At 66.5% G+C, this 23,359-nt stretch carries 18 protein-coding genes and 1 pseudogene; 8 read left to right on the top strand and 11 right to left on the bottom strand.

The annotated features are described in order from the left end of the window. Positions 1 to 23 precede the first annotated feature (23 nt). The 7 genes from scpB (at position 24) to truB (ending at position 9,480) form a co-directional block, all read left to right on the top strand. The gene (gene scpB / locus AC3WLE_RS26145) at positions 24 to 878 is read left to right on the top strand and encodes an SMC-Scp complex subunit ScpB (RefSeq protein ID WP_492319917.1); all 855 of its coding nucleotides are present in this window, start codon (positions 24 to 26) and stop codon (positions 876 to 878) included. 5 nt (positions 879 to 883) lie between these two features. Then, positions 884 to 2,764 (top strand): 23S rRNA pseudouridine(2605) synthase RluB, encoded by a 1,881-nt coding sequence (gene rluB, locus AC3WLE_RS26140; protein ID WP_492319918.1) that lies wholly within the window; start codon positions 884 to 886, stop codon positions 2,762 to 2,764. Between the two features lie 300 nt (positions 2,765 to 3,064). Next, positions 3,065 to 3,553: a ribosome maturation factor RimP gene (gene rimP / locus AC3WLE_RS26135; protein WP_492319919.1), complete on the top strand. Its 489-nt coding sequence runs from the start codon at positions 3,065 to 3,067 to the stop codon at positions 3,551 to 3,553. Then, complete coding sequence (gene nusA / locus AC3WLE_RS26130; protein ID WP_010809482.1) at positions 3,550 to 5,025, top strand: transcription termination factor NusA; 1,476 nt, start codon at positions 3,550 to 3,552, stop codon at positions 5,023 to 5,025. Before rimP ends, nusA begins: the two co-directional genes overlap by 4 nt. Positions 5,026 to 5,115: 90 nt before the next feature. After that, the gene (gene infB, locus AC3WLE_RS26125) at positions 5,116 to 8,004 is read left to right on the top strand and encodes a translation initiation factor IF-2 (protein ID WP_492319920.1); all 2,889 of its coding nucleotides are present in this window, start codon (positions 5,116 to 5,118) and stop codon (positions 8,002 to 8,004) included. 60 nt (positions 8,005 to 8,064) lie between these two features. After that, positions 8,065 to 8,433 (top strand): 30S ribosome-binding factor RbfA, encoded by a 369-nt coding sequence (gene rbfA, locus AC3WLE_RS26120; RefSeq protein WP_010809484.1) that lies wholly within the window; start codon positions 8,065 to 8,067, stop codon positions 8,431 to 8,433. Positions 8,434 to 8,532: 99 nt separating this feature from the next. Beyond that, on the top strand, positions 8,533 to 9,480 hold the full coding sequence (gene truB, locus AC3WLE_RS26115) for a tRNA pseudouridine(55) synthase TruB (RefSeq protein WP_492319921.1): 948 nt from the start codon (positions 8,533 to 8,535) through the stop codon (positions 9,478 to 9,480). A gap of 37 nt (positions 9,481 to 9,517) precedes the next feature. Here the strand turns inward: truB and AC3WLE_RS26110 are convergent, their stop codons facing one another. The 9 genes from AC3WLE_RS26110 to AC3WLE_RS26070 all read right to left on the bottom strand — a co-directional run bounded on the left by AC3WLE_RS26110 (position 9,518) and on the right by AC3WLE_RS26070 (position 19,033). Then, positions 9,518 to 10,510 (bottom strand): Bug family tripartite tricarboxylate transporter substrate binding protein, encoded by a 993-nt coding sequence (locus AC3WLE_RS26110; protein ID WP_492319922.1) that lies wholly within the window; start codon positions 10,508 to 10,510, stop codon positions 9,518 to 9,520. A gap of 84 nt (positions 10,511 to 10,594) precedes the next feature. Then, positions 10,595 to 11,293, bottom strand: a complete 699-nt coding sequence (locus tag AC3WLE_RS26105; RefSeq protein ID WP_492356951.1) for an AroM family protein — start codon at positions 11,291 to 11,293, stop codon at positions 10,595 to 10,597. Next, the gene (locus AC3WLE_RS26100) at positions 11,290 to 12,213 is read right to left on the bottom strand and encodes a DUF1177 domain-containing protein (protein WP_492356952.1); all 924 of its coding nucleotides are present in this window, start codon (positions 12,211 to 12,213) and stop codon (positions 11,290 to 11,292) included. Before AC3WLE_RS26100 ends, AC3WLE_RS26105 begins: the two co-directional genes overlap by 4 nt. Positions 12,214 to 12,274: 61 nt before the next feature. Further along, positions 12,275 to 12,979 carry a dipeptidase PepE gene (gene pepE, locus AC3WLE_RS26095; protein ID WP_492352281.1) on the bottom strand — a complete coding sequence of 235 codons (705 nt, stop codon included), beginning with the start codon at positions 12,977 to 12,979 and terminating at the stop codon, positions 12,275 to 12,277. Between the two features lie 18 nt (positions 12,980 to 12,997). Beyond that, a complete protein-coding gene (locus AC3WLE_RS26090; RefSeq protein ID WP_492352282.1) occupies positions 12,998 to 13,780 on the bottom strand; it encodes an IclR family transcriptional regulator in 783 nt (260 codons plus the stop codon). 200 nt (positions 13,781 to 13,980) lie between these two features. Then, positions 13,981 to 15,594, bottom strand: a complete 1,614-nt coding sequence (locus AC3WLE_RS26085; RefSeq protein ID WP_492319927.1) for a DHA2 family efflux MFS transporter permease subunit — start codon at positions 15,592 to 15,594, stop codon at positions 13,981 to 13,983. Between the two features lie 2 nt (positions 15,595 to 15,596). Continuing rightward, on the bottom strand, positions 15,597 to 16,853 hold the full coding sequence (locus AC3WLE_RS26080; RefSeq protein WP_492319928.1) for an HlyD family secretion protein: 1,257 nt from the start codon (positions 16,851 to 16,853) through the stop codon (positions 15,597 to 15,599). A 44-nt stretch (positions 16,854 to 16,897) separates the two neighbouring features. Continuing rightward, positions 16,898 to 18,442 carry an efflux transporter outer membrane subunit gene (locus AC3WLE_RS26075; protein ID WP_492356953.1) on the bottom strand — a complete coding sequence of 515 codons (1,545 nt, stop codon included), beginning with the start codon at positions 18,440 to 18,442 and terminating at the stop codon, positions 16,898 to 16,900. 102 nt (positions 18,443 to 18,544) lie between these two features. Beyond that, complete coding sequence (locus AC3WLE_RS26070; protein WP_492319930.1) at positions 18,545 to 19,033, bottom strand: MarR family winged helix-turn-helix transcriptional regulator; 489 nt, start codon at positions 19,031 to 19,033, stop codon at positions 18,545 to 18,547. A 188-nt stretch (positions 19,034 to 19,221) separates the two neighbouring features. On the opposite strand from AC3WLE_RS26070, the gene typA reads away from it, so the two are divergent. Beyond that, positions 19,222 to 21,042 (top strand): translational GTPase TypA, encoded by a 1,821-nt coding sequence (gene typA / locus AC3WLE_RS26065; RefSeq protein ID WP_492319931.1) that lies wholly within the window; start codon positions 19,222 to 19,224, stop codon positions 21,040 to 21,042. A gap of 75 nt (positions 21,043 to 21,117) precedes the next feature. Here the strand turns inward: typA and AC3WLE_RS26060 are convergent. Next, positions 21,118 to 21,896, bottom strand: a pseudogene (locus tag AC3WLE_RS26060) (autotransporter outer membrane beta-barrel domain-containing protein). 365 nt (positions 21,897 to 22,261) lie between these two features. Next, on the bottom strand, positions 22,262 to 23,191 hold the full coding sequence (locus AC3WLE_RS26055) for a sterol desaturase family protein (RefSeq protein WP_492356954.1): 930 nt from the start codon (positions 23,189 to 23,191) through the stop codon (positions 22,262 to 22,264). Positions 23,192 to 23,359 lie beyond the last annotated feature (168 nt).

The raw sequence follows: 23,359 nt of genomic DNA, 5'->3' as shown, positions 1-23,359 counted from the left end.
AAGACAGGCTGCACACCATCAACATGAATACCCAAGAGGCGAAGATCGTCCTCGAGACGGCGCTGATCTGCGCGCAGGAACCGCTGCGCGTCAATGATCTGCGGCGGCTGTTTGACGACGACGTCGGCGCAGACACCATCCGCGTGCTGCTTGATGAACTGCGCCAGGACTGGCGGCCGCGCGGCGTGGAACTGGTGGCGCTGGCCAGCGGCTGGCGCTTCCAGAGCCGGCCGGAAATGCGTGAATACCTGGATCGGCTGAATCCTGAAAAGCCGCCAAAATATTCGCGCGCGGTGATGGAAACACTGGCGATCATTGCCTACCGGCAGCCGGTGACCCGCGGCGATATCGAGGAAATCCGCGGCGTGACGGTCAGCACGGAAGTCATCAAGAAGCTTGAGGACCGCAGCTGGATCGAGGTGATCGGACACCGCGACGTGCCGGGCAGGCCGGCGCTGTATGCGACCACCAAGGCGTTCCTGGACGATCTTGGCCTGCGTACGCTGGATGAGCTGCCGCCGCTGGAAGATGCCCAGGCGCAGGCGCAGGCAACCCTGCTGGAACAGCAGGCCATCAATTTTGAAGACCTGGCTGCAAACAAGGCGGCCAGCGCCGACGAAGAGGCTTTTGCCGACCCCGCCGCGCACGCAGCGGATGTGGCTGAAGCATCCGTCGCAAACGAAGCCGAGACGACCGGCCCGGTCGACCAAGGCGCCAATGGCTTTGACGCGCAACCGCTGCAAGCTGCAGCCGACGATGCCGCCGAGGCCGCTTCCACCGAACCAGCCGCACCCAATCCGGACGGGGCGCGGGGCGATTTGCCGGACAACGGCACCCCGCCGCACCCGAGCGAGCACGACGAGCGCGTGCCGAACTGAACAACATGCAACATCCGATAGTGAATATCTTGTCTGATTCCGTTGAGCAAGACACCCGCAATGCGGGCGCACCCGCCGACACCGGCGCCGCAGAACCCGGATCGGGCAGCGAAGCCGCGCCCCGCCGCAAGGGGCTGCGCCGCGGGCTGAGGAACCTGGTCGCATCGCGCCGCCAGGCACAGGACCGCGGCGAGGGCGCCGAAGGCGCCGGCGGCCAGGCCGATGCCGGTGAAGCGGGCGCCGCACAGGCGGCGGGCGGTGCGCGCGCTGGCCAGCGTGGCCGCGGCAAGCGCAAGACGGGGCAGGGCGAGGGCGGCCAGGGTAGCCAGGGCGGCCAGGGCACCAGCAAGGCAGACAAGGTGGACCGCGCGGCCAGGGCCGAAGGCACCGACAAGCCCGAGCAGCCCGGCCGCAAGCGCAAGCCGGTCCAGCGCTCGGGCAAGGCGGCAGCGCCGGGCGAGGCGCAGGGCACCGGCGCGCGGCAGCAGGGCCGCCGCAAGGATGGCGGCAAGCCGCAGGCGCCCCGCAAGGGCCAGGGCGGCGGGGACAAGACCGCGGCGAGCAGCGAAGACCTGTTCCGCTTCGTGATCTCCGAGCAGTACGACAACGAAGACACCGTCATTCCGCGCACCAAGGCCAAGCCGGTGCGCGAGCTGTCGGCCGACGACGACGCGCCCAAGCTGCACAAGGTGCTGGCCGAGGGCGGGCTGGGCTCGCGCCGCGAGATGGAAGAACTGATCCTGCAGGGCCGCGTTTCGGTCAACGGCCTGCCGGCCCATATCGGCCAGCGCATCCTGCCGGCGGACCAGGTCCGCGTGAACGGCAAGCTGATCCACCGCAAGGTGTCGACCAAGCCGCCGCGCGTGCTGCTGTACCACAAGCCCGCCGGCGAGATCGTCAGCCAGTCCGATCCGGAAGGCCGTCCGACCGTGTTCGACAGCCTGCCGCGCATCAAGGCCGGCAAGTGGGTCGCAGTGGGCCGCCTGGACTTCAATACCGAAGGCCTGCTGATCTTCACCACCTCGGGTGACATTGCCAACCGTTTCATGCATCCGCGCTATGGCGTGGAGCGCGAGTACGCGGTGCGCACGCTGGGCGAGCTGGCCGAGGCCGACCGCCAGCGCCTGCTGCATGGCATCAAGCTCGATGACGGCGAGGCCAACTTCCTGCGTATTGCCGACGGCGGCGGCGAAGGCGTCAACCAGTGGTATCACGTGGCCCTGACCGAAGGCCGCAACCGTGAAGTGCGCCGCATGTTCGAGGCGGTCGGGCTGACCGTGTCGCGCCTGATCCGCACCCGCTACGGCCAGTTCCTGCTGCCGCGTGGCCTCAAGCGCGGCCGCTGGCAGGAAGTCGAGCCGAATGACGTCAAGGCGCTGATGGCCGGTGTCGGCCTGAAGGTGCCCGGCAAGGGCGAGCAGGCTCCCAAGGGCGCCACCAAGGTAGGCGGGCGCAAGCAGCGCACCGAAGCCGCGATTGCCGGCATGCCGATGCCCACGGGCATGGACGGCCTGCCGCGCTTCGACCAGGGCGGCGCCCGGGGCGGTAGCGGCGGCCGCAGCAGCCAGCCGGACCCGATGAAGACCTCGATGGGCTATATCACCCACGGGCCCACCTTGCTGACCTCGCACGCGGCCAACCTGGGCGGCGGGCGCGGCACTGGCGCACGCCAGGGGCGTGGTGGCGCCGGCATGGGCGGCATGGGTGGCATGCGCGGTCAGGGTGGCCTGGGCGGCCAGGGTCAGGGCAAGCCGCGTCGCGGCGGCGGCGAAGCCAACGGCAATGTGATGCCGAAGGCGTCGAAACCGGGCGGCAACCGTTCCCCGCGCGGCGGTAGTGGCAGTGGCGGCGGCAACCGTGGTGGCAACCGCGGCGGCAACCGATAAGCGCTGATTGCGGCGCATGGCGGGCTGAACGCCTGCCGGCGCCGGATTCGGTGCACGGAAATGTCTGGCTTTTGCCTTTTCGACATAATCCGCGTATAATTCAAGTCTATTCAAAAAGCGATCCTCGTCGAGGATGGGCGAATGATGGGCATTGCGCCCATTTTTTTTTGGTTCGCCCGTTTTTCGGTTCTCTCCGCTGGAGCGGGGGATGGCGGACAGGCAGGGCTGCAGCAGGGTCGTCCCGGACGGCACCGGCGGGTTTGCCTGCCACGGTGTTGATGGCCATTACTCGGGATAACAGTGCATCTGGCAGATTTGATCGAAACCACCCTAAGCGGCATGGGATATGAGCTGGTCGAGCTCGAGCGTGCCCCGGCCGGATTGCTGCGTGTCTATATCGATCAGCCTGAAACCGGCATTGCCATCGAGGATTGTGAAAAGGTGAGCCGCCAGCTCACCCACGTGTTCACGGTCGAGAACGTCGACTATGAACGCCTCGAGGTCTCGTCGCCCGGACTGGACCGGCCGCTGAAGAAGCTGGCCGACTATGTCCGCTTTGCCGGCGAGGAGGTGCGCGTGACGCTGCGCCTGCCCGTCAACGGACAGAAGAACTTCACAGGCATCCTGCGCGAGCCCACCGGCGCGGCGGGCGAGGAGATGATTGGCCTGGAGTTCGAAGGCAAAGATGGCCCGGCGCTGCTGGAATTTGCCGTATCCGATGTCGACAAGGCACGCCTGGTGCCGGTGATCGACTTCAAAGGAAATCAAAGAAAAGGGAACAAGCAATGAGCCGCGAAGTTCTGTTGCTCGTCGATGCGCTTGCGCGTGAGAAGAACGTCGACAAGGATGTGGTATTCGGTGCCCTGGAGGCGGCGCTCGCCTCGGCCACCAAGAAGCGTTTCGAGGAAGACGTGGATATCCGTGTCGCGATCGATCGCGAGTCGGGCGAGCATGAAACCTTCCGCCGCTGGCTGGTCGTTCCCGACGAGCTGGGCCTGCAAGAGCCGGACAAGCAGATCCTGCTGTTCGAAGCCCGCGATGAAAACCCCAGCATCGAGCTGGGTGACTTTATCGAGCAGCAGATCGAGTCGGTCGAGTTCGGCCGCATCGGTGCGCAGGCTGCCAAGCAGGTGATCCTGCAGCGCATCCGCGACGCCGAGCGCGAGCAGATCCTGAACGACTACCTGGATCGCGGCGAGAAGATCATGACCGGCACGGTCAAGCGCGCCGACAAGAAGGGCCTGATCGTCGAATCCGGCCGCGTGGAAGCGCTGCTGGCCCGCGACCAGATCATCCCCAAGGAAAACCTGCGCACCGGTGACCGCGTGCGTGCGTATATCCTGAATGTGGACCGCGCCGCGCGCGGCCCGCAGATTGAACTGTCGCGTACCGCGCCCGAGTTCCTGATCAAGCTCTTCGAGAACGAAGTGCCGGAAATGGAACAAGGCCTGCTGGAGATCAAGGCGGCTGCCCGTGATCCGGGCGTGCGCGCCAAGATCGCCGTGGTCGCGCATGACAAGCGCATCGACCCGATCGGCACCTGCGTCGGCGTGCGCGGTACCCGCGTCACCGCGGTGCGCAACGAGATCGGCGGCGAGGCCGTGGACATCGTGCTGTGGTCGGAAGACCCGGCGCAGTTCGTGATCGGCGCGCTGGCACCGGCACAGGTGCAGTCGATCGTGGTGGATGAAGAAAAGCACAGCATGGACGTGGTGGTCGACGAGGAAAACCTCGCCGTCTCGATCGGCCGCAGTGGTCAGAACGTGCGCCTGGCGACCGAGCTGACCGGCTGGCAGATCAACATCATGACGCAGGAAGAGTCGGCGCAGAAGCAGGCCGAAGAGAGCGATGTCGTGCGCAAGCTGTTCATGTCCAAGCTGGACGTGGATGAGGAAGTTGCCGACATCCTGATCGAGGAAGGCTTCTCCACGCTGGAAGAAGTGGCTTATGTCCCCATCAGTGAAATGATGGAGATCGAGGCCTTTGACGAAGACACCGTCAACGAGCTGCGCAATCGCGCGCGTGATGCGCTCCTGACGATGGAACTGGCCCGGGAAGAAAAGGTGGAAGAGGTGTCGCAGGACCTGCGCTCGCTCGACGGCCTCAACCCGGAACTGATCGGCAAGCTGGCCGAAGGCGATATCCATACGCGTGACGACCTGGCCGAACTGGCCGTGGACGAGCTGGTCGAGATGACCGGTGTCAGCGAGGAAGAAGCCAAGTCGCTGATCATGAAAGCACGGGAACATTGGTTCAACTGAGGGACACGGCCGGGCCGGCCAACGCCAGCCCGGGCGCGCTTTCCGCAACAATCTGTCCCGACGTAGAAACCAAGCATTGAAAGGGTTTGAATGGCAAGCACAACAGTTGCCCAACTGGCCGCAGAACTGAGTCGCAGCGCAGCTGCCCTGCTGGAACAATTGCAGGCGGCTGGGGTGGGCAAAGCGACGCCAGAAGACATCATCACGGAATCGGATAAGACCAGGCTGCTGGACTATCTGAAGCGCTCGCACGGCCAGGCCGACGACAGCTCCCGCAAGAAGATCACACTGACCAAGCGCGAAACCTCCGAGATCCGCCAGTCGGATGGCACTGGCAAGACCCGCACGGTCCAGGTGGAAGTGCGCAAGAAGCGCGTGCTGATCAAGCGCGACGAAGCTGCGCCCGATGCCCAGGCCGACGCGGTCGAAGCCCAGGCGCCTGTCGTCGATGCTGTCGAGGAAGCTCGCCGCGACGAGGAAGAACGCCAGCAGGCCGAACTGCTGGCGCGCCAGGAAGCTGAAGCCAAGGCCGCCCGCGAGGCAGCCGAGCGCGAGGAAGCCGAGCGCCGCGCCCGCCAGGAAGCGCTGGAGGCTGAACAGCGCCGCCAGGCCGAACTCGCCGCCCGCAAGGCGGAGGAAGAGGCTGCCGCGTCGCGCGCCGTGACCGAGGCCAACGAGGATTCCTCGCGCAAGAAGGCAGAGGACGAGAAGGCACGCGTCACCGCCGAACGCGCCGAGGCGCAGAAGGCTGCCGACGAGGCCAAGGCTGCCGCCGACAAGGCCCGCGCCGAGCAGGAAGTCGCTGCGCGCAAGCGCCGCGAGGCTGCCGAAGCCGAGGCCCGTGCGATCCAGCAGATGCTGAACGCGCCGCCCCGCGTGCTGAAGGCGCCGTCCGAGCGCAAGGCCGAAGAGAAGAAGGCCGAGCAGACCGGTACGCTGCACAAGCCGGTGAAGCCGGCCGGTGCGACCACGGAAGCGAAGAAGGACGACAAGAAGCCGGCCACCACGACCACGACCACGGCAACTGCCGACAAGAAGGGCAAGGTCGTGAAGGCGGGCTGGCAGGACGACAGCAGCCGCAAGAAGGGCAGCGGCCTGAAGACCCGCGGCGATACCTCGGGTGGCGTGGGCGGCTGGCGCGGTGGCCCGCGTGGCCGCGGCGGCAGGCAGCAACAGCATGACGACAGCCGCAGCAGCTTCCAGGCGCCGACCGAGCCGGTGGTGCGTGAAGTGCACGTGCCGGAAACCGTCTCGGTGGCCGACCTGGCGCACAAGATGGCCGTCAAGGCATCCGAGGTCATCAAGCAGATGATGAAGCTCGGCCAGATGGTGACCATCAACCAGGTGCTGGACCAGGAAACCGCCATGATCGTGGTGGAAGAAATGGGCCACAAGGCGTATGCCGCCAAGCTGGACGATCCGGAAGCGCTGCTGGTGGTGGGCGGTGAGGAACACACCGATGCCGAACTGCTGCCGCGTCCGCCGGTGGTGACCGTGATGGGTCACGTCGACCACGGCAAGACCTCGCTGCTGGACTACATCCGCCGCACCAAGGTGGCTGCGGGCGAAGCTGGCGGGATTACGCAGCACATCGGTGCCTACCATGTGGAAACCGACCGCGGCGTGATCACGTTCCTGGATACCCCGGGTCACGAGGCCTTCACGGCCATGCGTGCCCGCGGTGCCAAGGCGACCGACATCGTGATCCTGGTGGTGGCCGCCGACGACGGCGTGATGCCGCAGACCAAGGAAGCCATTGCGCATGCCAAGGCTGCCGGTGTGCCGATCGTGGTGGCGATCAACAAGATCGACAAGCCCGATGCCAACCCGGACCGCGTCAAGCAGGAACTGGTGGCGGAGCAGGTGGTGCCGGAAGAATACGGCGGCGATTCGCCGTTCGTGCCGGTTTCCGCCAAGATGGGTACCGGTGTGGAAGAGCTGCTCGAGCAAGTGCTCCTGCAAGCCGAAGTGCTGGAACTGACCGCTCCGGTGGATGCCCCGGCCAAGGGCCTGGTGGTGGAAGCCCAGCTGGACAAGGGCAAGGGCCCGATCGCAACCATCCTGGTCAGCAGCGGCACGCTCAAGCGTGGCGATGTGGTCCTGGCTGGCAGCGCCTACGGCCGCGTGCGTGCCATGCTGGACGAGAACGGCAAGCCGACCAAGGAAGCAGGCCCGTCGATCCCGGTGGAAATCCAGGGTCTGTCGGAAGTGCCTGCCGCCGGTGAAGAAGTGCTGGTGCTGCCGGACGAGCGCAAGGCACGTGAAATCGCGCTGTTCCGCCAGGGCAAGTTCCGCGACGTGAAGCTGGCCAAGCAACAGGCCGCCAAGCTGGAGAACATGCTCGAGCAGATGGCCGAAGGCGAAGTGCAGACGCTGCCGTTGATCGTCAAGGCCGACGTGCAGGGTTCGCAGGAAGCGCTGGTGCAGTCGCTGCAGAAGCTGTCGACCGCCGAAGTGCGCGTGCAGATCGTGCATGGCGGCGTGGGTGGCATCTCCGAATCCGACGTCAACCTGGCGACGGCTTCGAAGGCGGTCATCATCGGCTTCAACGTGCGTGCCGACGCTGGTGCGCGCAAGCTGGCCGAGCACAACGGCATCGATATCCGCTACTACAACATCATTTACGATGCGGTAGACGAGATCAAGGCGGCGATGTCGGGCATGCTGGCGCCGGAGAAGCGCGAGACCACCATCGGCCAGGTCGAGGTGCGCCAGGTGTTCCGCGTGCCGAAGATCGGTGCGGTGGCCGGCTGTATGGTCACCGACGGCCTGGTCAAGCGCAACTCGCTGGTGCGCGTGCTGCGCAACAACGTGGTCATCCACGACGGCGAGCTGGATTCGCTCAAGCGCTTCAAGGACGACGTCAAGGAAGTCAAGCAAGGCTTCGAGTGCGGTCTGTCGATCAAGAACTTCAATGATGTTCAGGAAGGCGACCAGCTCGAGGTGTACGAAATCACAGAGGTGGCGCGTACGCTGTAAGGCGTCGCAAGCAACGGCAGGCTTCGGCCTGCCGTTGTCATCTCGACCAGACTGTATTGAATGGCCAAGAAAGGCAGCATCTCCTCCCGCAATCTCCGCATCTCCGACCAGATCCAGAAGGACCTGGCCGAGATGATCCAGCGCGAACTGCGCGACCCGCGCCTCGGCCTGGTCACGCTGCAGTCGGTCGCGCTGACGCCCGACTATGCGCACGCCAAGGTGTACTTCACCGTGCTGGGCGCCGAAGCCGCCGAGGCGGAAGCCATCCTGAACGAAAAGGCCGGCTACCTGCACTCGCTGCTGTACAAGCGCCTGCACATCCATACCGTGCCGACGCTGCGCTTCTTCCACGATACCTCGGTCGAACATGCGATCGAGATGTCCAAGCTGATCAACGAAGCGAACGCCACGCGTTCGAAAGACGACTGAAGCCGGCGCCCATGCCGCCCTGGCATGGGTTTCGCGGCCACTACGTTCACGTTGCCGCCATCCGCGCCGCATCGCCGTCCCGCCTCCCGCTTTCTCCAGATGACCGATTCCAACGCCAACCGTCCGCCGCGCCTGCCGCGCCGCGAGGTCCATGGTGTGTTGCTGCTCGACAAGCCGCTGGGCCTGTCGTCCAACGACGCGCTGGTGCGCGCCAAGCGCCTCTTGCGCGCGGCCAAGGCCGGCCATACCGGCACGCTGGATCCGCTTGCCACGGGGCTGCTGCCGCTGTGCTTCGGCGAAGCCACCAAGTTTTCGCAAGACCTGCTGGAAGCGGACAAGACCTATGACGCCGTGGTGCGGCTGGGCGCGCGCTCGAGCACGGGCGACGCCGAAGGCGAGTTGCTCGACGTGCGCGAGGTCACCTGCGACCGCGCCGCGGTGGAGCAGGCGCTGGCAAGCTTCCTCGGCGAGATCGAACAGGTGCCGCCGATGCATTCGGCGCTGAAGAAGGACGGCCGCCCGCTGTATGAATACGCGCGCGCCGGCCAGACCGTGGAGCGCGCGGCGCGCCGCGTCACCATCCGTTCGATTGCGCTGCTGGATTGTGCCTTGCCCGATGCCCTGTCGTTCACGATGCGGGTGACGTGCAGCAAGGGCACCTATATCCGCACGCTGGCCGAGGACATCGGCGAAGCGCTGGGCTGCGGCGCGCACCTGACCGGACTGCGCCGGATCGCCGTGGGCGACCTGACGTTGGACGGCGCGGTGACGCTGGAGCAGATCGAACAGCACGACGATGCACAGCGCCCGGCCATGCTCGCACCTGTGGACGCCTTGCTGCAGAAGTGTGCACCGGTGCATCTGGATGACGCCGCCGCAGCGCGCTTCCTGCAGGGCCAGCGCATCGCCCAGCGCGACCTGCCGGCCGCCACCGGGCTGGCCGAGGATGCGCTGGCGCGCGTCTATGCCGGCGAACCAGCCCGGCTGCTGGGCGTGGCACGCATGCGCGAAGGCGCGTTGCGGCCGGAGCGGCTGGTCAAGCTGTAAATTGCGCGAGGGGCGCAAGTGGCCGCCCCGTCAGCAATTACTCGAGCGTGATCTTGGCCGTCTTGATGACATCGGCCCACATCTTGCGATCCTGGGCGAGGAACCCGGCGAAATGCTCCGGTGTATCGCCCACGGGCTCGGAGCCGAATTCAGCCATCTTCTTCCTGACTTCCGGGTTCGCCAAGGCCTTGACCAGCGCCTGGTTGTAGCGGACCACGATTGCCTTCGGCAGGTCCCTCGGCCCGAAGATGCCTTGCCAGGTCGGCATGTTGAAGTCCTTCAGGCCGCTCTCGGCAAGCGTCGGCACCTCCGGCAACAGGGGCGAGCGCTTGCTGCCGGTGACTGCCAGCGCCTTGACCTTGCCGGTCTTGGCCAGCGTCGCCGCGGTGGTGATGTTGTCGACCGTCATGGCGATATGCCCGCCCATCAGGTCGGTGATCACCGGGGTGGCACCCTTGTACGGCGCATGGACCATGTCGATGCCAAGACGGTGCAGCATGGTTTCGGCAATCAGGTGATTCGACGTGCCGACGCCGGCGGTGCCGTAGGTGACCTGCGGCGTCTTTTTAACGTAGGCGACGAAGTCGGCCATGGTCTTGACCGGCAGGGCCGGATTGACGATCACAACATTCGGCTGGGTGGCCAGCATGGCGATGGGCGTGAAATCATCCGCCTTGTATGGCGTGCCCTTGGGGTTGAGCACGTGGGTCACCGCCATCGCGCCGGCGGCGCCCATGCCGATGGTGTAGCCGTCGGCCGGGGCCTTGGCCAGCTTGTCGGCGGCGATATTGCCACCCGCACCCGGCACGTTCTCCACCACCACCGGAACCCCCAGGCTTTCCGACAGCGGCGCCTGCACCAGGCGCGCCAGCAGATCAGCCGAGCCGCCGGGCGCAAAGCCCACCAGCAGGCGCACCGGCTTGGCCGGCTTCCACTCCTGCGCCTGCGCGCCCGGGATCACCGCCGCGCCCAGGCTCACCCACATCATGCCGCGTGCCAGCGGCCCCATCCACTTCGCCACCTGTTTCATTGTTACTTCCACTCCAGCAGTGTCATGGGCAATCTGTCAGCGGGCTTGCCCTTACCCGAAAATGGATTCGCTTCGTGCCTGGATTCAGGCCGCGGCACCAGCCAGTACCTGTCCCAGCAGCCTTGCCACCATGCGGTTGGAGAGCAGCACCGGCGCGCCGGCATGGCGCGCCACCTCGGCCCGCATGGCTTCGGTGTAGCCCATGCAGTGCATCACCACCAGGTCGCAGCCGCGCAGCGTCTCGCCCGCCTGCGCGAAGCGATCGGTGCTGGCGTCGGTATAAGGCGAGGCATGGGTGACGCGCAGTTCGCAGGGCGCCGGCTGGATCAGGTGGAAGCTGCTTACCTGGGCTTCCAGCGGCAACACGATGCCGAGCCGCTTGGAGCCCTGCGCCAGCGCCACGGTCAGGTGGTCCACTATCTGCTGCGGTTCGATGACCAGGGTCCGCATCGGCGGCAGGGCGGTGCCGGTGCACAGTGGCACTAGGGCGTCGAAGCGGCCGTCGTCCAGCGAGGTCATCAGCCGGGCCAGCATGGCCTCGGCCACCGGCTTGCCCATCACCGCCTGCGTGCCGTCACGCATCCGGCTGGCAAAGCGGTACTCGCCGGGCGCGGGCGCCAGCGCGGCAATGTCTTGCGGGCCCAGCGCGTCCAGGATGCCGAATTCTTCCACCGTGGCCGGCAGGCCCAGGTCGGCAATCATCTGCGGGACCACATCTGTCCTGGGCGCCTGCCCGATGGTGACGAAGGCCACGCGTGGCTGGCGTGCGGCAGGCGTGTTCATGCCTCGGTTCCCACGGTCTGCAGATGGGCCAGCGAGCCATAGCGGCGCTGCAGCTCGGCCCACTCGGCCGCGTCATAGAAGTCGCACTGGCCCTGGCCGAACTGCTTCGCCACCTCGATGCAGAAGCGCGTCGCCACGTCGATGTCGAAGGCGTTGGTGACGCCGGTTGCGCAGCCTGGCACAGTGGTCTGCGCGGTCAGCGCCACGCCCACCACCGGGGCAGGGGTCACGATGGCCGGCTGCATGATCGAGTTGACATGCCACAGGCCGTTCTCATACGGCGTGATGTCCTGGGTGGTCAATGGCAACACCATCGGCAGTTCGCCGCTGACCCATCCCATCAGGTCCAGCATCCGCTCCGGCAGGCGCAGCAGCCAGCCTTCCTTGGCCACCGGCGTCAGCGCCACGCCGCGGCGGTTGACGAAGCGGTTGCCGCGCGTGGTGTCGACCGACAGGATCGCCGCCATGCGCGGGTGCACCTCATGCGACATCATCGTGCGCATCGCAAAGGGCGATTTCATCATCGGCACCGGATGATGCGGCCGCGTGGCGGCATGCGGGTAGATATGGGTGTGGATGCGCACCGGCCCGGCCAGCACGTCGCCGGTGGCGGCCATGTCGGCCAGCTTCAGCGCGCTGGCGACGGCCACGATGGCGCCGTCGGCATCGGACACCAGTCCCGTCACGGCCGGGCGTGCGCCGACGCCGCCCAGCCGGCCCACCACGCCAAGTGCGGGCGCGTCCGGGTTCTGTCCGGGTACCGTGCAGGCGAGGAAATCGGTGTAGAGGCCGTTCTCTTCCACGCGCGTGACGGTGACATCGTCCAGGCCGCGCGAGCGCAGCAGTGAGGCGACGGCTGCGCCGTCGACATTCGCTGCCGACAGCAGCTCGATCGATTCAATAACCTGCTTGATAGACATCTTGCTTGACTTCCTGGGGCTGGGGTGGGGTTCTGTACGCTGGGCACTCAGGCCGGCAAATTCAGCGCGGCAGCGACAGCGCGCCGGGCTGCACGTCGGCAATGTCCGCGCCCCAGAACCAGCGCGCGGCATGGGCGCCGCCCATTTCGAGGCGATCGTCCGAGACCCGCACCCAGTTGCCCTCGGGCAGGCCCAGCACCGGCATGTCGGGCTGCAGCACGGTGAATTCGGCCAGGCGCTGGTCGCGCGTTTCGCCGCGGAAGCCGGGCACGACCAGGTTGAAGTAGTGCGGGTTGATCTGGAAGGGGACCAGCGCCAGCGCGTCCAGGCCGCCCGGGTCGGCCACCGGCATGTCGTTGGTGGTGCGGATGGTCGGGCAGGCCAGGTTGGCGCCGGCGCTCCAGCCGATATAGCGCGCGGCACCGGATCGCACCCGCGCCGAGATCGCCGCCAGCAGGCCACGCTCGCGCAGGCATTGCAGCAAGCGGAACGTGTTGCCGCCGCCAACGACGATCAGTTCAGCCGCTTCGATGGCGCGCACGGCTGCCGCCGGCTCGGCCAGCCGGTGCAGCGATTGCACCGCGATGCCGACCGGCGCGAAAGCGTCGCGGACCAGCGTCTCGTAGGTGTCCCAGTCGCGCGTGACGCCGGCGAACGGGATGAAGCAGGCAGTCTTGCGGCCGGTGGCCAGGTCCCGGATTGCCGCCTGGGCGTGTACCAGGTAGCCGGCGTCGCTGCTGGAGTTGCTGAGTAACAGGAGTTCCATAAGTCGTTGCGGCGAAGTCTAGATAAGTGGGGCGGCGTCGAGCCACAGTGGGTCGCCGATGCGCTGTCCCACGGGTGCCACGGCCTGCACCAGCGTCGCGCGCAGCGCCTGGGCCTGGGCCTGGCTGACCTGCATCGCGGTGAAAGACAGGCACAGTCCGCGCACGTCGCCTGAGAGCGGGTCTGCCAGCGTCGCGGCCACGGCGCCGATGCCGGGCATGCCTTCATTCACGGCGATGGCGCTGCGCTCGGCGCGGGCCGTCGCCACGCGTTCGCGCAGCTCGGCAACCGTGGCGGGACAGCCTGCGGGTGCATCCGGCAGCTTGCGGGTGCCGGTGGCGCCATAGCGCGAGTTGAAGTCAGGCTCGGGCAGGCGCGACAGCAGTACCCGGCCCATCGCCGTGGTGAATGCCGGCCGGCGTGCGCCGGGCGGCGACAGCACCTGCACCGGATTGCTGCCGTTCAGGCGTTGCAGCACGACGGTGTCGGTGCCGTCCAGCATCGACAGGTAGGCGGTGAAGCCGGTGGCATCGGACAACGTGGCCAGGATCTCGCGGCATTGCTCGTCGAACGGATGCGCCTGCGCAGCAGCCTGCGCTGCGCGGATCAGCAGCGCGCCAGGGCGGTAGCGCCGCGTGGACGGCTGCAGTTCCAGCAGGCGGTAGCGCACCATCTGGGCGAGCAGGCGCGAGGCCGAACTCTTGGCAAGGCCAAGTTCGTCCAGGACATCGTTAAAAGTGATCTCGTGCCGGTGATGTCCGAACATGTCCAGCACGCTTTCCACGCCTTCAAGAATGCTCACTCCGCCGCTCCACGCTCCACATCTCTCTTACCCGCTCAGGTTCCGTTTTTTGGAACCAAGGTTCCGTAAATCGGTTTGCAAATAATAGAGGCACAAGGACAGGAACACAAGGGGGGCATTCCTGGCGCGGCAATCCGGCGGCGAAGCAAAAAAAATGGCCCCGATCAGGGGCCAAGTCTTGAAAACCGGCGAGGTGGGGGTCAGTGCGCCGCCATCGCATCCGCCGACCCGCCGCCGCCCTTGGCCGGCCGCGTCAGCCAGACAAAGCCGATCAGCACGAAGAACAGCATCCCCGAGATCCAGAAGATATCGTTGGCGCCGAGCATGGCCGCCTGCTGGGTGATATTGCGCTCGATCACGCCGATCGCCTGGGCCTGGCTCATGCCCATCTGCATCAGGTGGTTGAGCTGGTCGTGGTAGGCCGGGTTGTACGGGTTCACCTGTTCCACCAGCTGCGCGTGGTGCAGCGCTGTCCGGTTTTCCCAGAGCGTGGTCGAGATCGACGCGCCGATGGCCCCGAACGTGATCCGGACGAAGTTGGACAGTCCTGACGCCGCCGGAATCCTTTCCGGCGGCTGGCCCGACAGGATGATCGAGGTCAACGGGATGAAGAACATTGCCATGGCCGCGCCCTGGATCAGGGTCGGGATCATCAGCGTGCGGGTGTCCACCTGCGTCGTGAAGCCGGCGCGCATCAGGCTGACGATGCCGAAGGTGATGAACGCGGCCGTGGCCACCCAGCGGGCATCCATTTTCGGCAGGTTCTTGCCAATCAGCGGCGACAGCAGGATCGCAAAGATCCCCACCGGCGCCATCACGATGCCCGCGTCCGTGGCCGTATAGCCGACAATCGTCTGCAGCCACAGCGGCAGGATCACCAGGTTGCCGAAGAACAGCCCATATGCCACGGAGATGGCCACCACGCCGGCGCTGAAGTTGCGGCCCTTGAACAGGCTGATATCGACGATCGGGTGCTTCTCATGGCTCTCCCAGATCAGGAAGAACAGGAAGCCGACAATCGCCACCAGCGTCAGCACCACGATCTCGGTCGAGTGGAACCAGTCCAGTTCCTTGCCCTTGTCGAGCATCAGCTGCATCGAGCCCACCCAGATCACCAGCAGCGCCAGGCCGATGCGGTCGATCGGCAGCACCTTGGTCGGGGTTTCGCGGTCCTTGTAGATGGCCCAGGTGACATAGGCCGTGACGATGCCCACCGGCACGTTGATGTAGAAGATCCACGGCCAGGTCATGTTGTCCGAGATCCAGCCGCCCAGCAGCGGGCCCATGATCGGCGCCACCAGCGTGGTCATGCCCCACAGTGCCAGCGCCATGGTGCTCTTCTGCGGCGGATAGCTCGACAGCAGCAGCGACTGCGACAGCGGGATCATCGGCCCGGCCACCGCGCCCTGCAGGACCCGCGCGGCCAGCAGCGTCTCGAGGTTGGGCGCGACGCCGCACAGCCACGATGCCAGCACGAACAGCAGGATCGAGGTGATGAACAGCCGCACCGCGCCGAAGCGCGTGGTCAGCCAGCCGGTCAGCGGCACCGAGATCGCATTGGCCACCGCAAACGAGGTGATGACCCATGTGCCCTGGTTGGGCGCCACGCCCAGGTCGCCTGAAATCGCCGGGATCGATACGTTGGCGATCGACGAGTCCAGCACGTTCATGAACGTGGCCAGCGACAGCGCGATGGTGCCGACCACCAGCTTGCCGCCGGTCAGCGGCTGCGGCTGCGGCTGCGCCAGCGGCCGGACGGGCCGCGCCGGCGCCTGGCTGCCGCCGGACTGCGCGGCGGAGGGGGAGATGGCCATGGTCAGGTGTTGGCGGGCTTGGCGTTGGCGGCGCTGGCCGAGGGTAGGCCGGTGCTGCGGCCGCCGTTGTTGGCGGCGATGATGCGCGCGATCAGCTGGTCGGCGTCCTGCGCAACCTTGTCGTAGACATCGGTCTGCATCGGCTTGGCCGGCGCGGCGGCGGCCATGGCGGCGCCTTCCTCGCGGCGCACGTCGACCTTGACGGTCATCGACAGGCCCACGCGCAGCGGGTGGTCCTTGAGCTGCTGCGGGTCAAGCGCGATGCGCACCGGCAGGCGCTGTACCACCTTGATCCAGTTGCCGGTGGCGTTCTGCGCCGGCAGCAGCGAGAAGGCCGAGCCGGTGCCGGCCGAGAAGCCGGCGACCTTGCCCTGGTATTCCACCTTGGAGCCGTACACGTCGGCTTCCAGCGTCACCGGCTGGCCGATGCGCATATGCGTGATCTGCACTTCCTTGAAATTGGCGTCGACCCAGACCTGATCCAGCGGCACCACGGCCATCAGGGGCGCGCCGGCGGCCACGCGCTGGCCGACCTGCACCGAGCGCTTGGCAACGTAGCCGGTGACCGGCGCCGGCATGGCCGAGCGCGCGAACGACAGGTAGGCCGAGCGCAGGCTGGCGGCGGCGCGCTGCACGTTGGGGTGCTTCTCCACCGTGGTCTGGTCGGTCAGCACCTTGTTCGACGCCAGCTGCTCGCGCGCGGCCAGCAGCGCCGACTCCGCACCCTTGAGCGCGGACTGCGCGTGCGAGATCTCTTCATTCGAGACCGCGCCCGAGCCGGCGATGGCCTGGCGGCGGCGCAGGTCGTCGCGGGCCTTGGCCACGTCGGCTTCGCGCAGCGCCACGTTGGCGGCGAGCGAGCCGTTGTTGACATACAGCGTGCGCACTTCGCGCACGGCCTGTGCCAGCTGGGCCTCGGCCTGTTCCAGCGCCACCTGCGAATCGGCGCGGTCAAGCTGGATCAGCGGCTGGCCGGCGGTGACCAGTTGCGTGTCGTCGGCGGAGATCGACACCACGGTGCCGCCCACCAGCGGCGTGACCTGGACCACGTTGCCGGCGACATAGGCGTCGTCGGTGTTTTCAAAGTGGCGGGCGTACATGCCCCAGTAAACGCCATAGCCGATGCCAGCGACCACAATTGCCGCGGTCAGCGACAGCAGCATGCGCTTGCGCTTGCCGTTGTTGTTGGTGGTAGCTGGCGCTTGCTGGGCAGGGTGCTGGGGGGTGTTGGTGCCGGCCGCTTGCTGGTTGTTGCTCATGATGTCTTCTGAATAATCTTGTCTTCGATCACTGGGTGCGCGGATCAGCCGCGGGCGCCCGCCTGGGTGTTGTGCTGTTGCTGCGCCGGTCCGTGGCCCGCGCTCTCGTGGCCTTCCGCAGGCTCCTCGTAGCCGCCGCCGAGCGCCTTCATCAGGCCCATCTGCAGGTCCAGCCGGCGCGCCTGCAGGTCGGTCGCCAGGCGGCGCTGCTGCAACACATTGCTTTCGGCGTTCAGCACGGTCAGCTGCGTGCCCAGGCCGGCCTTGTAGCGGGTGGTGGCCAGCGCATAGGCGTGCTCGGCCAGGTCCAGCGCTTCGCGCTGGGTCTGGATCTGCTTGTCGACGCTGCGGATGCTGGTCATGGTGTCGGCGGTCTCGCGCAGCGCATCGACCAGGGCCTGGTTGTAGTTGGCCACGGCGATGTCGTAGCCGGCGTACTTGCCCTTCAGGTTGGCGCGCAGCTTGCCGCCTTCGAAGATCGGCAGGCGGATGGTCGGGCCGATGCCGAAGGTGCGGCTGACGCCCATCAGCAGGTTGGACGGATCCAGCGCGGCCAGGCCGGCAAAGGCGGTCAGGCTGACGTCAGGCAGGAACTCTTTCTTGGCGACATTGATGTCCTTGGACGCCGCCTCCACGCGCCAGCGTGCCGCCACCAGGTCCGGCCGGCGGCCCAGCAGGCCGATGGTCAGGTTGTCGGGCAGCGTCGGCGTGGCCTGCGCCAGCAGCACCGGGCGCTGGATCTGCAGGCCACGGTCCGGGCCCTTGCCCAGCAGCGCTGCAAGCTGGTTGCGCGCCAGGGCGATTTCCTCGTCCACGCGCTGCAGGTCGGTGCGCGAAGCAGCCACCGTGCCGCGGGCCTGCGTGGTCTCGACCTGGGTGTCGAGGCCGGCGGCCAGGCGCTGGCGCGACAGCTCGGTCAGGTCGCTGCGCTGGGCGATGGCGCGCTCGGCCACGTCGTGCTGGGCATACAGCGCCGCCAGGCGGGCGTAGTTGCGGGCGATCGAGGTGGCCAGGATCAGGCGCGAGGCCTGGCTTTCCGCTTCGGCGGCGCGGTCGTCGGAGAGCGCGGCTTCAAGCGCATCGCGGTTCTTGCCCCAGAAATCGAAGTCATAGGACAGGCCCACCTGCAGGCGCGACTGGTTTTGCCACGATCCCGCCAGCGGGGTGCCTTCGAACAGGTCTTTCTCGGAGAAGCGCTGGCGGATCAGGCTGCCTTCGAACTCCAGGTGCGGATAGAGCGCGCTGCGGGTGGCATCGGCCATGGCGCGCGAGGCTTCCACGCGGGCGAACGCGGCCTGCAGGCTCGGGTTGTCCTTGATCGCCTCATCGACCAGGGCGCTCAGCTGGGGGTCCTTGAACTGCGCGACCCAGTCCTGCGAGGGCCACTGGCCATGCTCGTCGGGCAAGGTCTGCGACGTGGCCATCGTGGCCGGGTCGGCCACGGTCTGCGTGCTGTGCGAATTGCCAAGGGCCGCGCAGCCGGCCAGCACCGCCGCGGCCACGGCGGTCAGCGCCAGTGTGCCGGCGCGGCGCACGAGCGCGCTTGTACGGGCTGGCTGGGAGACTTGGGGAGAGAGAGCTGGTTTCATGATGACGCTCCGTTGCCGGAGCCATGCTGTTTCTTCTACGGGCTGTTGCGGGGTCCGGTTGACCGGACGTTCTGGCTTGCCGGAAGCCGGCAGGTACGCCCGCTACCCGCTGTTGTTTTCGATGATCCGTCGCAGCATGCTGCGCAGCAGTTGGATCTCATCCTCGGAAAAACCGCGGAAGTGGTGGGCAAGTACCTTGCAGAAGATGGCGGGCAGCCGTTCCACCAGTTCCTGGCCTTGTGGCGTGACCGACAGGTCGACCACCCGGCGGTCGGCGTCGCGGCGCCGGCGTTCGATCAGCCCGCGTTTTTCCATGCGGCTGAGCAGGCGCGTGACCGAGCCCATGTCGGTATTCAGTTCGCGGCCCAGGTCGGTGACGGTCGAGGCGCGGCCGGTGGCCAGCATCATCAGGCAGCTGGCTTGTGCCTGCGTGATGTCCAGGCTGCTGACTTCCTGCTCGACCCCGTGCGCCAGCATGTTCTTGGCGCGCTGCATCAGGTAGCCGACGCTGTCGCACATCTGGTACTGGGTGGGATCGAACTGGCCGGCCGTGGATTCGGCTGGTTGATCGGAGGAAGGGAGCCGTGACATCTTTGCCTTTGCAATCTTTGCTGAGGCAAATATATGTTCACGTTTAATGATAAGCAAGAACGGAAATTGGTTATTCCACTTTTCGCAATGATATTCATTCGGTAAGTGGCGGTTCCGATCAACGCGTCTTGCGCTGCAACATGCTAGAATATTGGGTTACCTCAGATTCTCCAAAGCGAGACGCAGCAATGACCCGCGCCATCCGAAATATCGCCATCATCGCCCACGTCGATCATGGCAAGACCACCTTGGTCGACCAGCTCCTGCGCCAGGCAGGCACCTTCCGCGACAACCAGCAAGTCGCCGAGCGGGTGATGGACTCGAACGACCTGGAAAAGGAACGCGGGATCACGATTCTCGCGAAGAACTGTGCCGTCGAATACAACGGCACCCATATCAACATCGTCGACACCCCGGGCCACGCCGACTTCGGCGGTGAAGTTGAGCGCGTGCTGTCGATGGTCGACGGCGTGCTGCTGCTGGTCGACGCAGTCGAGGGCCCGATGCCCCAGACCCGCTTCGTCACGCGCAAGGCGCTGGCGCTGGGCCTGAAGCCGATCGTGGTGGTCAACAAGATCGACCGCCCGGGCGCGCGCCCGGACTGGGTCATCAACCAGACCTTCGACCTGTTCGACAAGCTGGGCGCCACCGACGAGCAGCTGGACTTCCCGGTGATCTACGCCTCGGGCCTGAACGGCTTTGCCGGCCTGACCGAAGACGTGCGCGACGGCGACATGAAGCCGCTGTTCGAAACCGTGCTGGACAAGGTGCCGGTGCGTGACGACGATCGGGACGGCCCCCTGCAGCTGCAGATCATCTCGCTGGACTACTCCAGCTACGTCGGCAAGATCGGCGTGGGCCGCATTTCGCGTGGCCGCGCCCGTCCGCTGCAGGACGTGGTGGTCAAGTTCGGTCCGGAAGGCAACCCGATCAAGGGCCGCATCAACCAGGTGCTGAAGTTCCAGGGCCTGGAGCGCGAGATCGTGTCCGAGGCCGAAGCCGGCGACATCGTGCTGATCAACGGCATCGAAGAACTGGGGATCGGCTGCACCGTGTGCGCGCCCGACGCCCAGGACGCACTGCCGATGCTGAAGGTGGATGAGCCGACGCTGACCATGAACTTCTGCGTCAACACCTCGCCGCTGGCCGGCCGTGAAGGCAAGTTCGTGACCAGCCGCCAGCTGCGCGAGCGCCTGGACCGCGAACTGAAGTCCAACGTTGCGCTGCGCGTGGCCGATACCGGCGACGACACCATCTTTGAAGTGTCTGGCCGCGGCGAACTGCACCTGACCATCCTGCTGGAAAACATGCGCCGCGAAGGCTACGAGCTGGCCGTGTCGCGTCCGCGCGTGGTGTTCAAGGAAATCGACGGCGTCAAGTGCGAGCCGTACGAACTGCTGACCGTGGACGTCGAAGACAGCCACCAGGGCGGCGTGATGGAAGAGCTGGGCCGCCGCAAGGGCGAACTGCTCGACATGGCTTCAGACGGCAAGGGCCGTACCCGCCTGGAATACCGCATCCCGGCCCGTGGCCTGATCGGTTTCCAGGGCGAGTTCATGACCCTGACGCGCGGCACCGGCCTGATCAGCCATATCTTCGACGACTACGCACCGGTGCGCGAGGGCGGCCTGGGCGAGCGCCACAACGGCGTGCTGATCTCGCAGGACGATGGCGACGCCGTGGCCTACGCGCTGTGGAAGCTGCAGGACCGCGGCCGCATGTTCGTCAAGCCGGGCGATGCGCTGTACGAAGGCATGATCATCGGCATCCACAGCCGCGACAACGACCTGGTGGTCAACCCGATCAAGGGCAAGCAGCTGACCAACGTGCGTGCTTCGGGTACCGACGAAGCCGTGCGCCTGGTGCCGCCGATCCAGATGTCGCTCGAATACGCGGTGGAATTCATCGCCGACGATGAGCTGGTCGAACTCACGCCCAAGAGCATCCGCCTGCGCAAGCGCCACCTGAAGGAGCACGAGCGCAAGCGCGCTTCCCGCGAAGGCGCATAAGCGCTGGCTGTGCCAACAAGAAACCGCGCCTGTGAGCGCGGTTTTTTGTTGGCGGGGGGACAACGGGGCACCTGCTTACCATGCGTACTTCACCCCGGCACGCAGCGCGTACTGATAGAAACTCTGCGCCCCCCACGCGCCGGCCACATTGGCCCAGCCGCTCCAGCGCTTGCCGATATCGGCATTGACGCCGAGCTTGTGCTCGTCGTTCTGGTACCAGGTGCCGTAGGCGCCGATGCTCCAACCCTGCACGCTGCCCTTGGCGCGCGCCGGATTGCCGTCGGCGTGGGCATCACTGCCGGCGTTGTCGTAGCTGCCCATTGCGCCCACATGCAAGCGATCGGAGCCCGTGGCCACGCGCCAGCGCGCCAGTTCGACGCCGCCCTGCAGCAGGAATGCTTCAGTGCCGACCTTGAAATTGCCGTCGCGGCTGCGGCTGCCTTCCCAATTGCCGAGCGCGCGCAGCCAGCCCGAACGGATGCTGCCACGGGCGCTGTCAGGGACGCTGCGGGCAGCCATGCCTTCGGCGTATTGCGGCTCGCCGAGGCGGTCATGCAGGCTATGCACGAACATCTGCCCGACCAGCCGCTGGTTGGCGAGGTAGGCGGCGACTTCAGGGCGGTATGGGGCTGCGGCGGCGCAGGTGGCGCAGGCGGTTCGGGCGGCGAGGGCGTGGGGCCGGGACCCGGTGACGCCGGTTGCGGCGGCTTTGCCGAACGCAGGTACCAGGCCTGCGGATTGCTGCCGTCCGTGCCGCCGCGGAACAGGCGGTATTCGTAAGCGCCGGCCACGGCGCGGCCGTCCAGCGCGAACGCGGCGGGCGCGGTGGTGCCGGCGTTGACAGTATCGACCACCACTATGCCGTTGGCCGTGGTCAGCGCGCCGCGCCGCCGGCATTGACAATGCGCAGGCCGGTGGTGCCGGGCGCCGTGCCGCCGGTGACGGTATAGGTGCTGAACGATGCCGGCTGCCGCAGGTCGATCTGGGTGATGCCGTCACCCGAGATGGCCTTCTGCGCGTAGGCAGGGCAGCAACTGGGCGGCAGCCACCGCGAGCGCGCCCATCGTTACGGCGGTGAATCTCGACCATGCGCACGCCATTGCCGCGATCTCCACATCGGGTGCTTTGCCTGCCCCTGTCGAGGATCGCTACGATGCGCAGCAACGCGCTGCATCGGCACGGGCACCGGATGGAAGTAAATGCCGGTGCCGGCGGCCGGTCAATTTCGTATTTTCTGCGCAGAATTCAACAGTCTGGTTCCTTCGGAAACTTGTGGAGGCGATGGCTGTTGCGTGCCAGGCACGACCTCCAGCGCCGGTGCGCGCGGGCTGCGCCACTCGGGCGGCTTCCACAGGTAGCGCAGGTCGCGGTCGCGCCAGGCATCGGCGAACATGTCGCGCCATTCGTGGAAGGTCAGCGTCAGCGGGTTATGGGTGCGCACCTGGCGGGTGATGCCGTACACGGGGGCCTCATGCTCGGGGACGAAGGTGCCGAACAGGCGATCCCAGGTCGTCAGCACACCGGCGTAGTTGCGGTCGATGTACTGCGGGTTCTTCGCATGGTGGACGCGATGGACCGATGGCGTATTCAGTAGCGACTCGATCAGCGGCCAGCGTTGCCCCAGCCGCGTATGCACGAAGAACTGGAAGGCCAGGTTCACGCCGACCGCCAGGATCACCCAGTCTGGCGTGAAGCCGATCCATGCCAGCGGAATCCAGAACAGCCACATGCCTGAGAGCGGATACGTCAGGCTCTGCCGGAACGCCGTCGAGAAATTCATGCCTTCCGACGAATGGTGCGTCACGTGCGAAGCCCACAGCCAGCGCACGCGGTGGCTGGCGCGGTGGAACCAGTAATAGAGAAAGTCCTGCAGCAGCAATAGCAGCGCGAATGACCACAGGGTCTCGGGCATGGCGCGCAGGCCGTGCTGGTAGCACCAGGTATAGACCGTGCGGATCATCAGCCAGAGGAAGAACGCATCCGAGGCCTGGTGCATCAGCGCCAGCGCTGCGTTGGATACGGTGTCGCGCGGACTGTAGACGGTCGGGTCGCGGCGGGCCCAGTACCAGGCCTCGGCGCCGATGGTCAGCAGGAACACTGGCGCAAAGGCCAGCAGCACCAGTCCGGGATCGAGCGATTCAGTGTTCATGCCGCCAGTTTGCATATTCCGCATGGAATTGCCACGAGGGGTTCCTCCAAACGGCGCCGCGCGGGGTTTCGCGGCGCATCCGCCACATGGTGGATTGCTGTACTGCCACGCAATTCTGTCACGCGTGTGAAGGTGGTGAATGCCGGTAAAGGACGCAGCCAGCGTGCC

The sequence above is a fragment of the Cupriavidus sp. FW306-1B-F12B genome (genome assembly GCF_058781795.1).
This window is presented reverse-complemented; position numbering and strand designations above follow the sequence as displayed.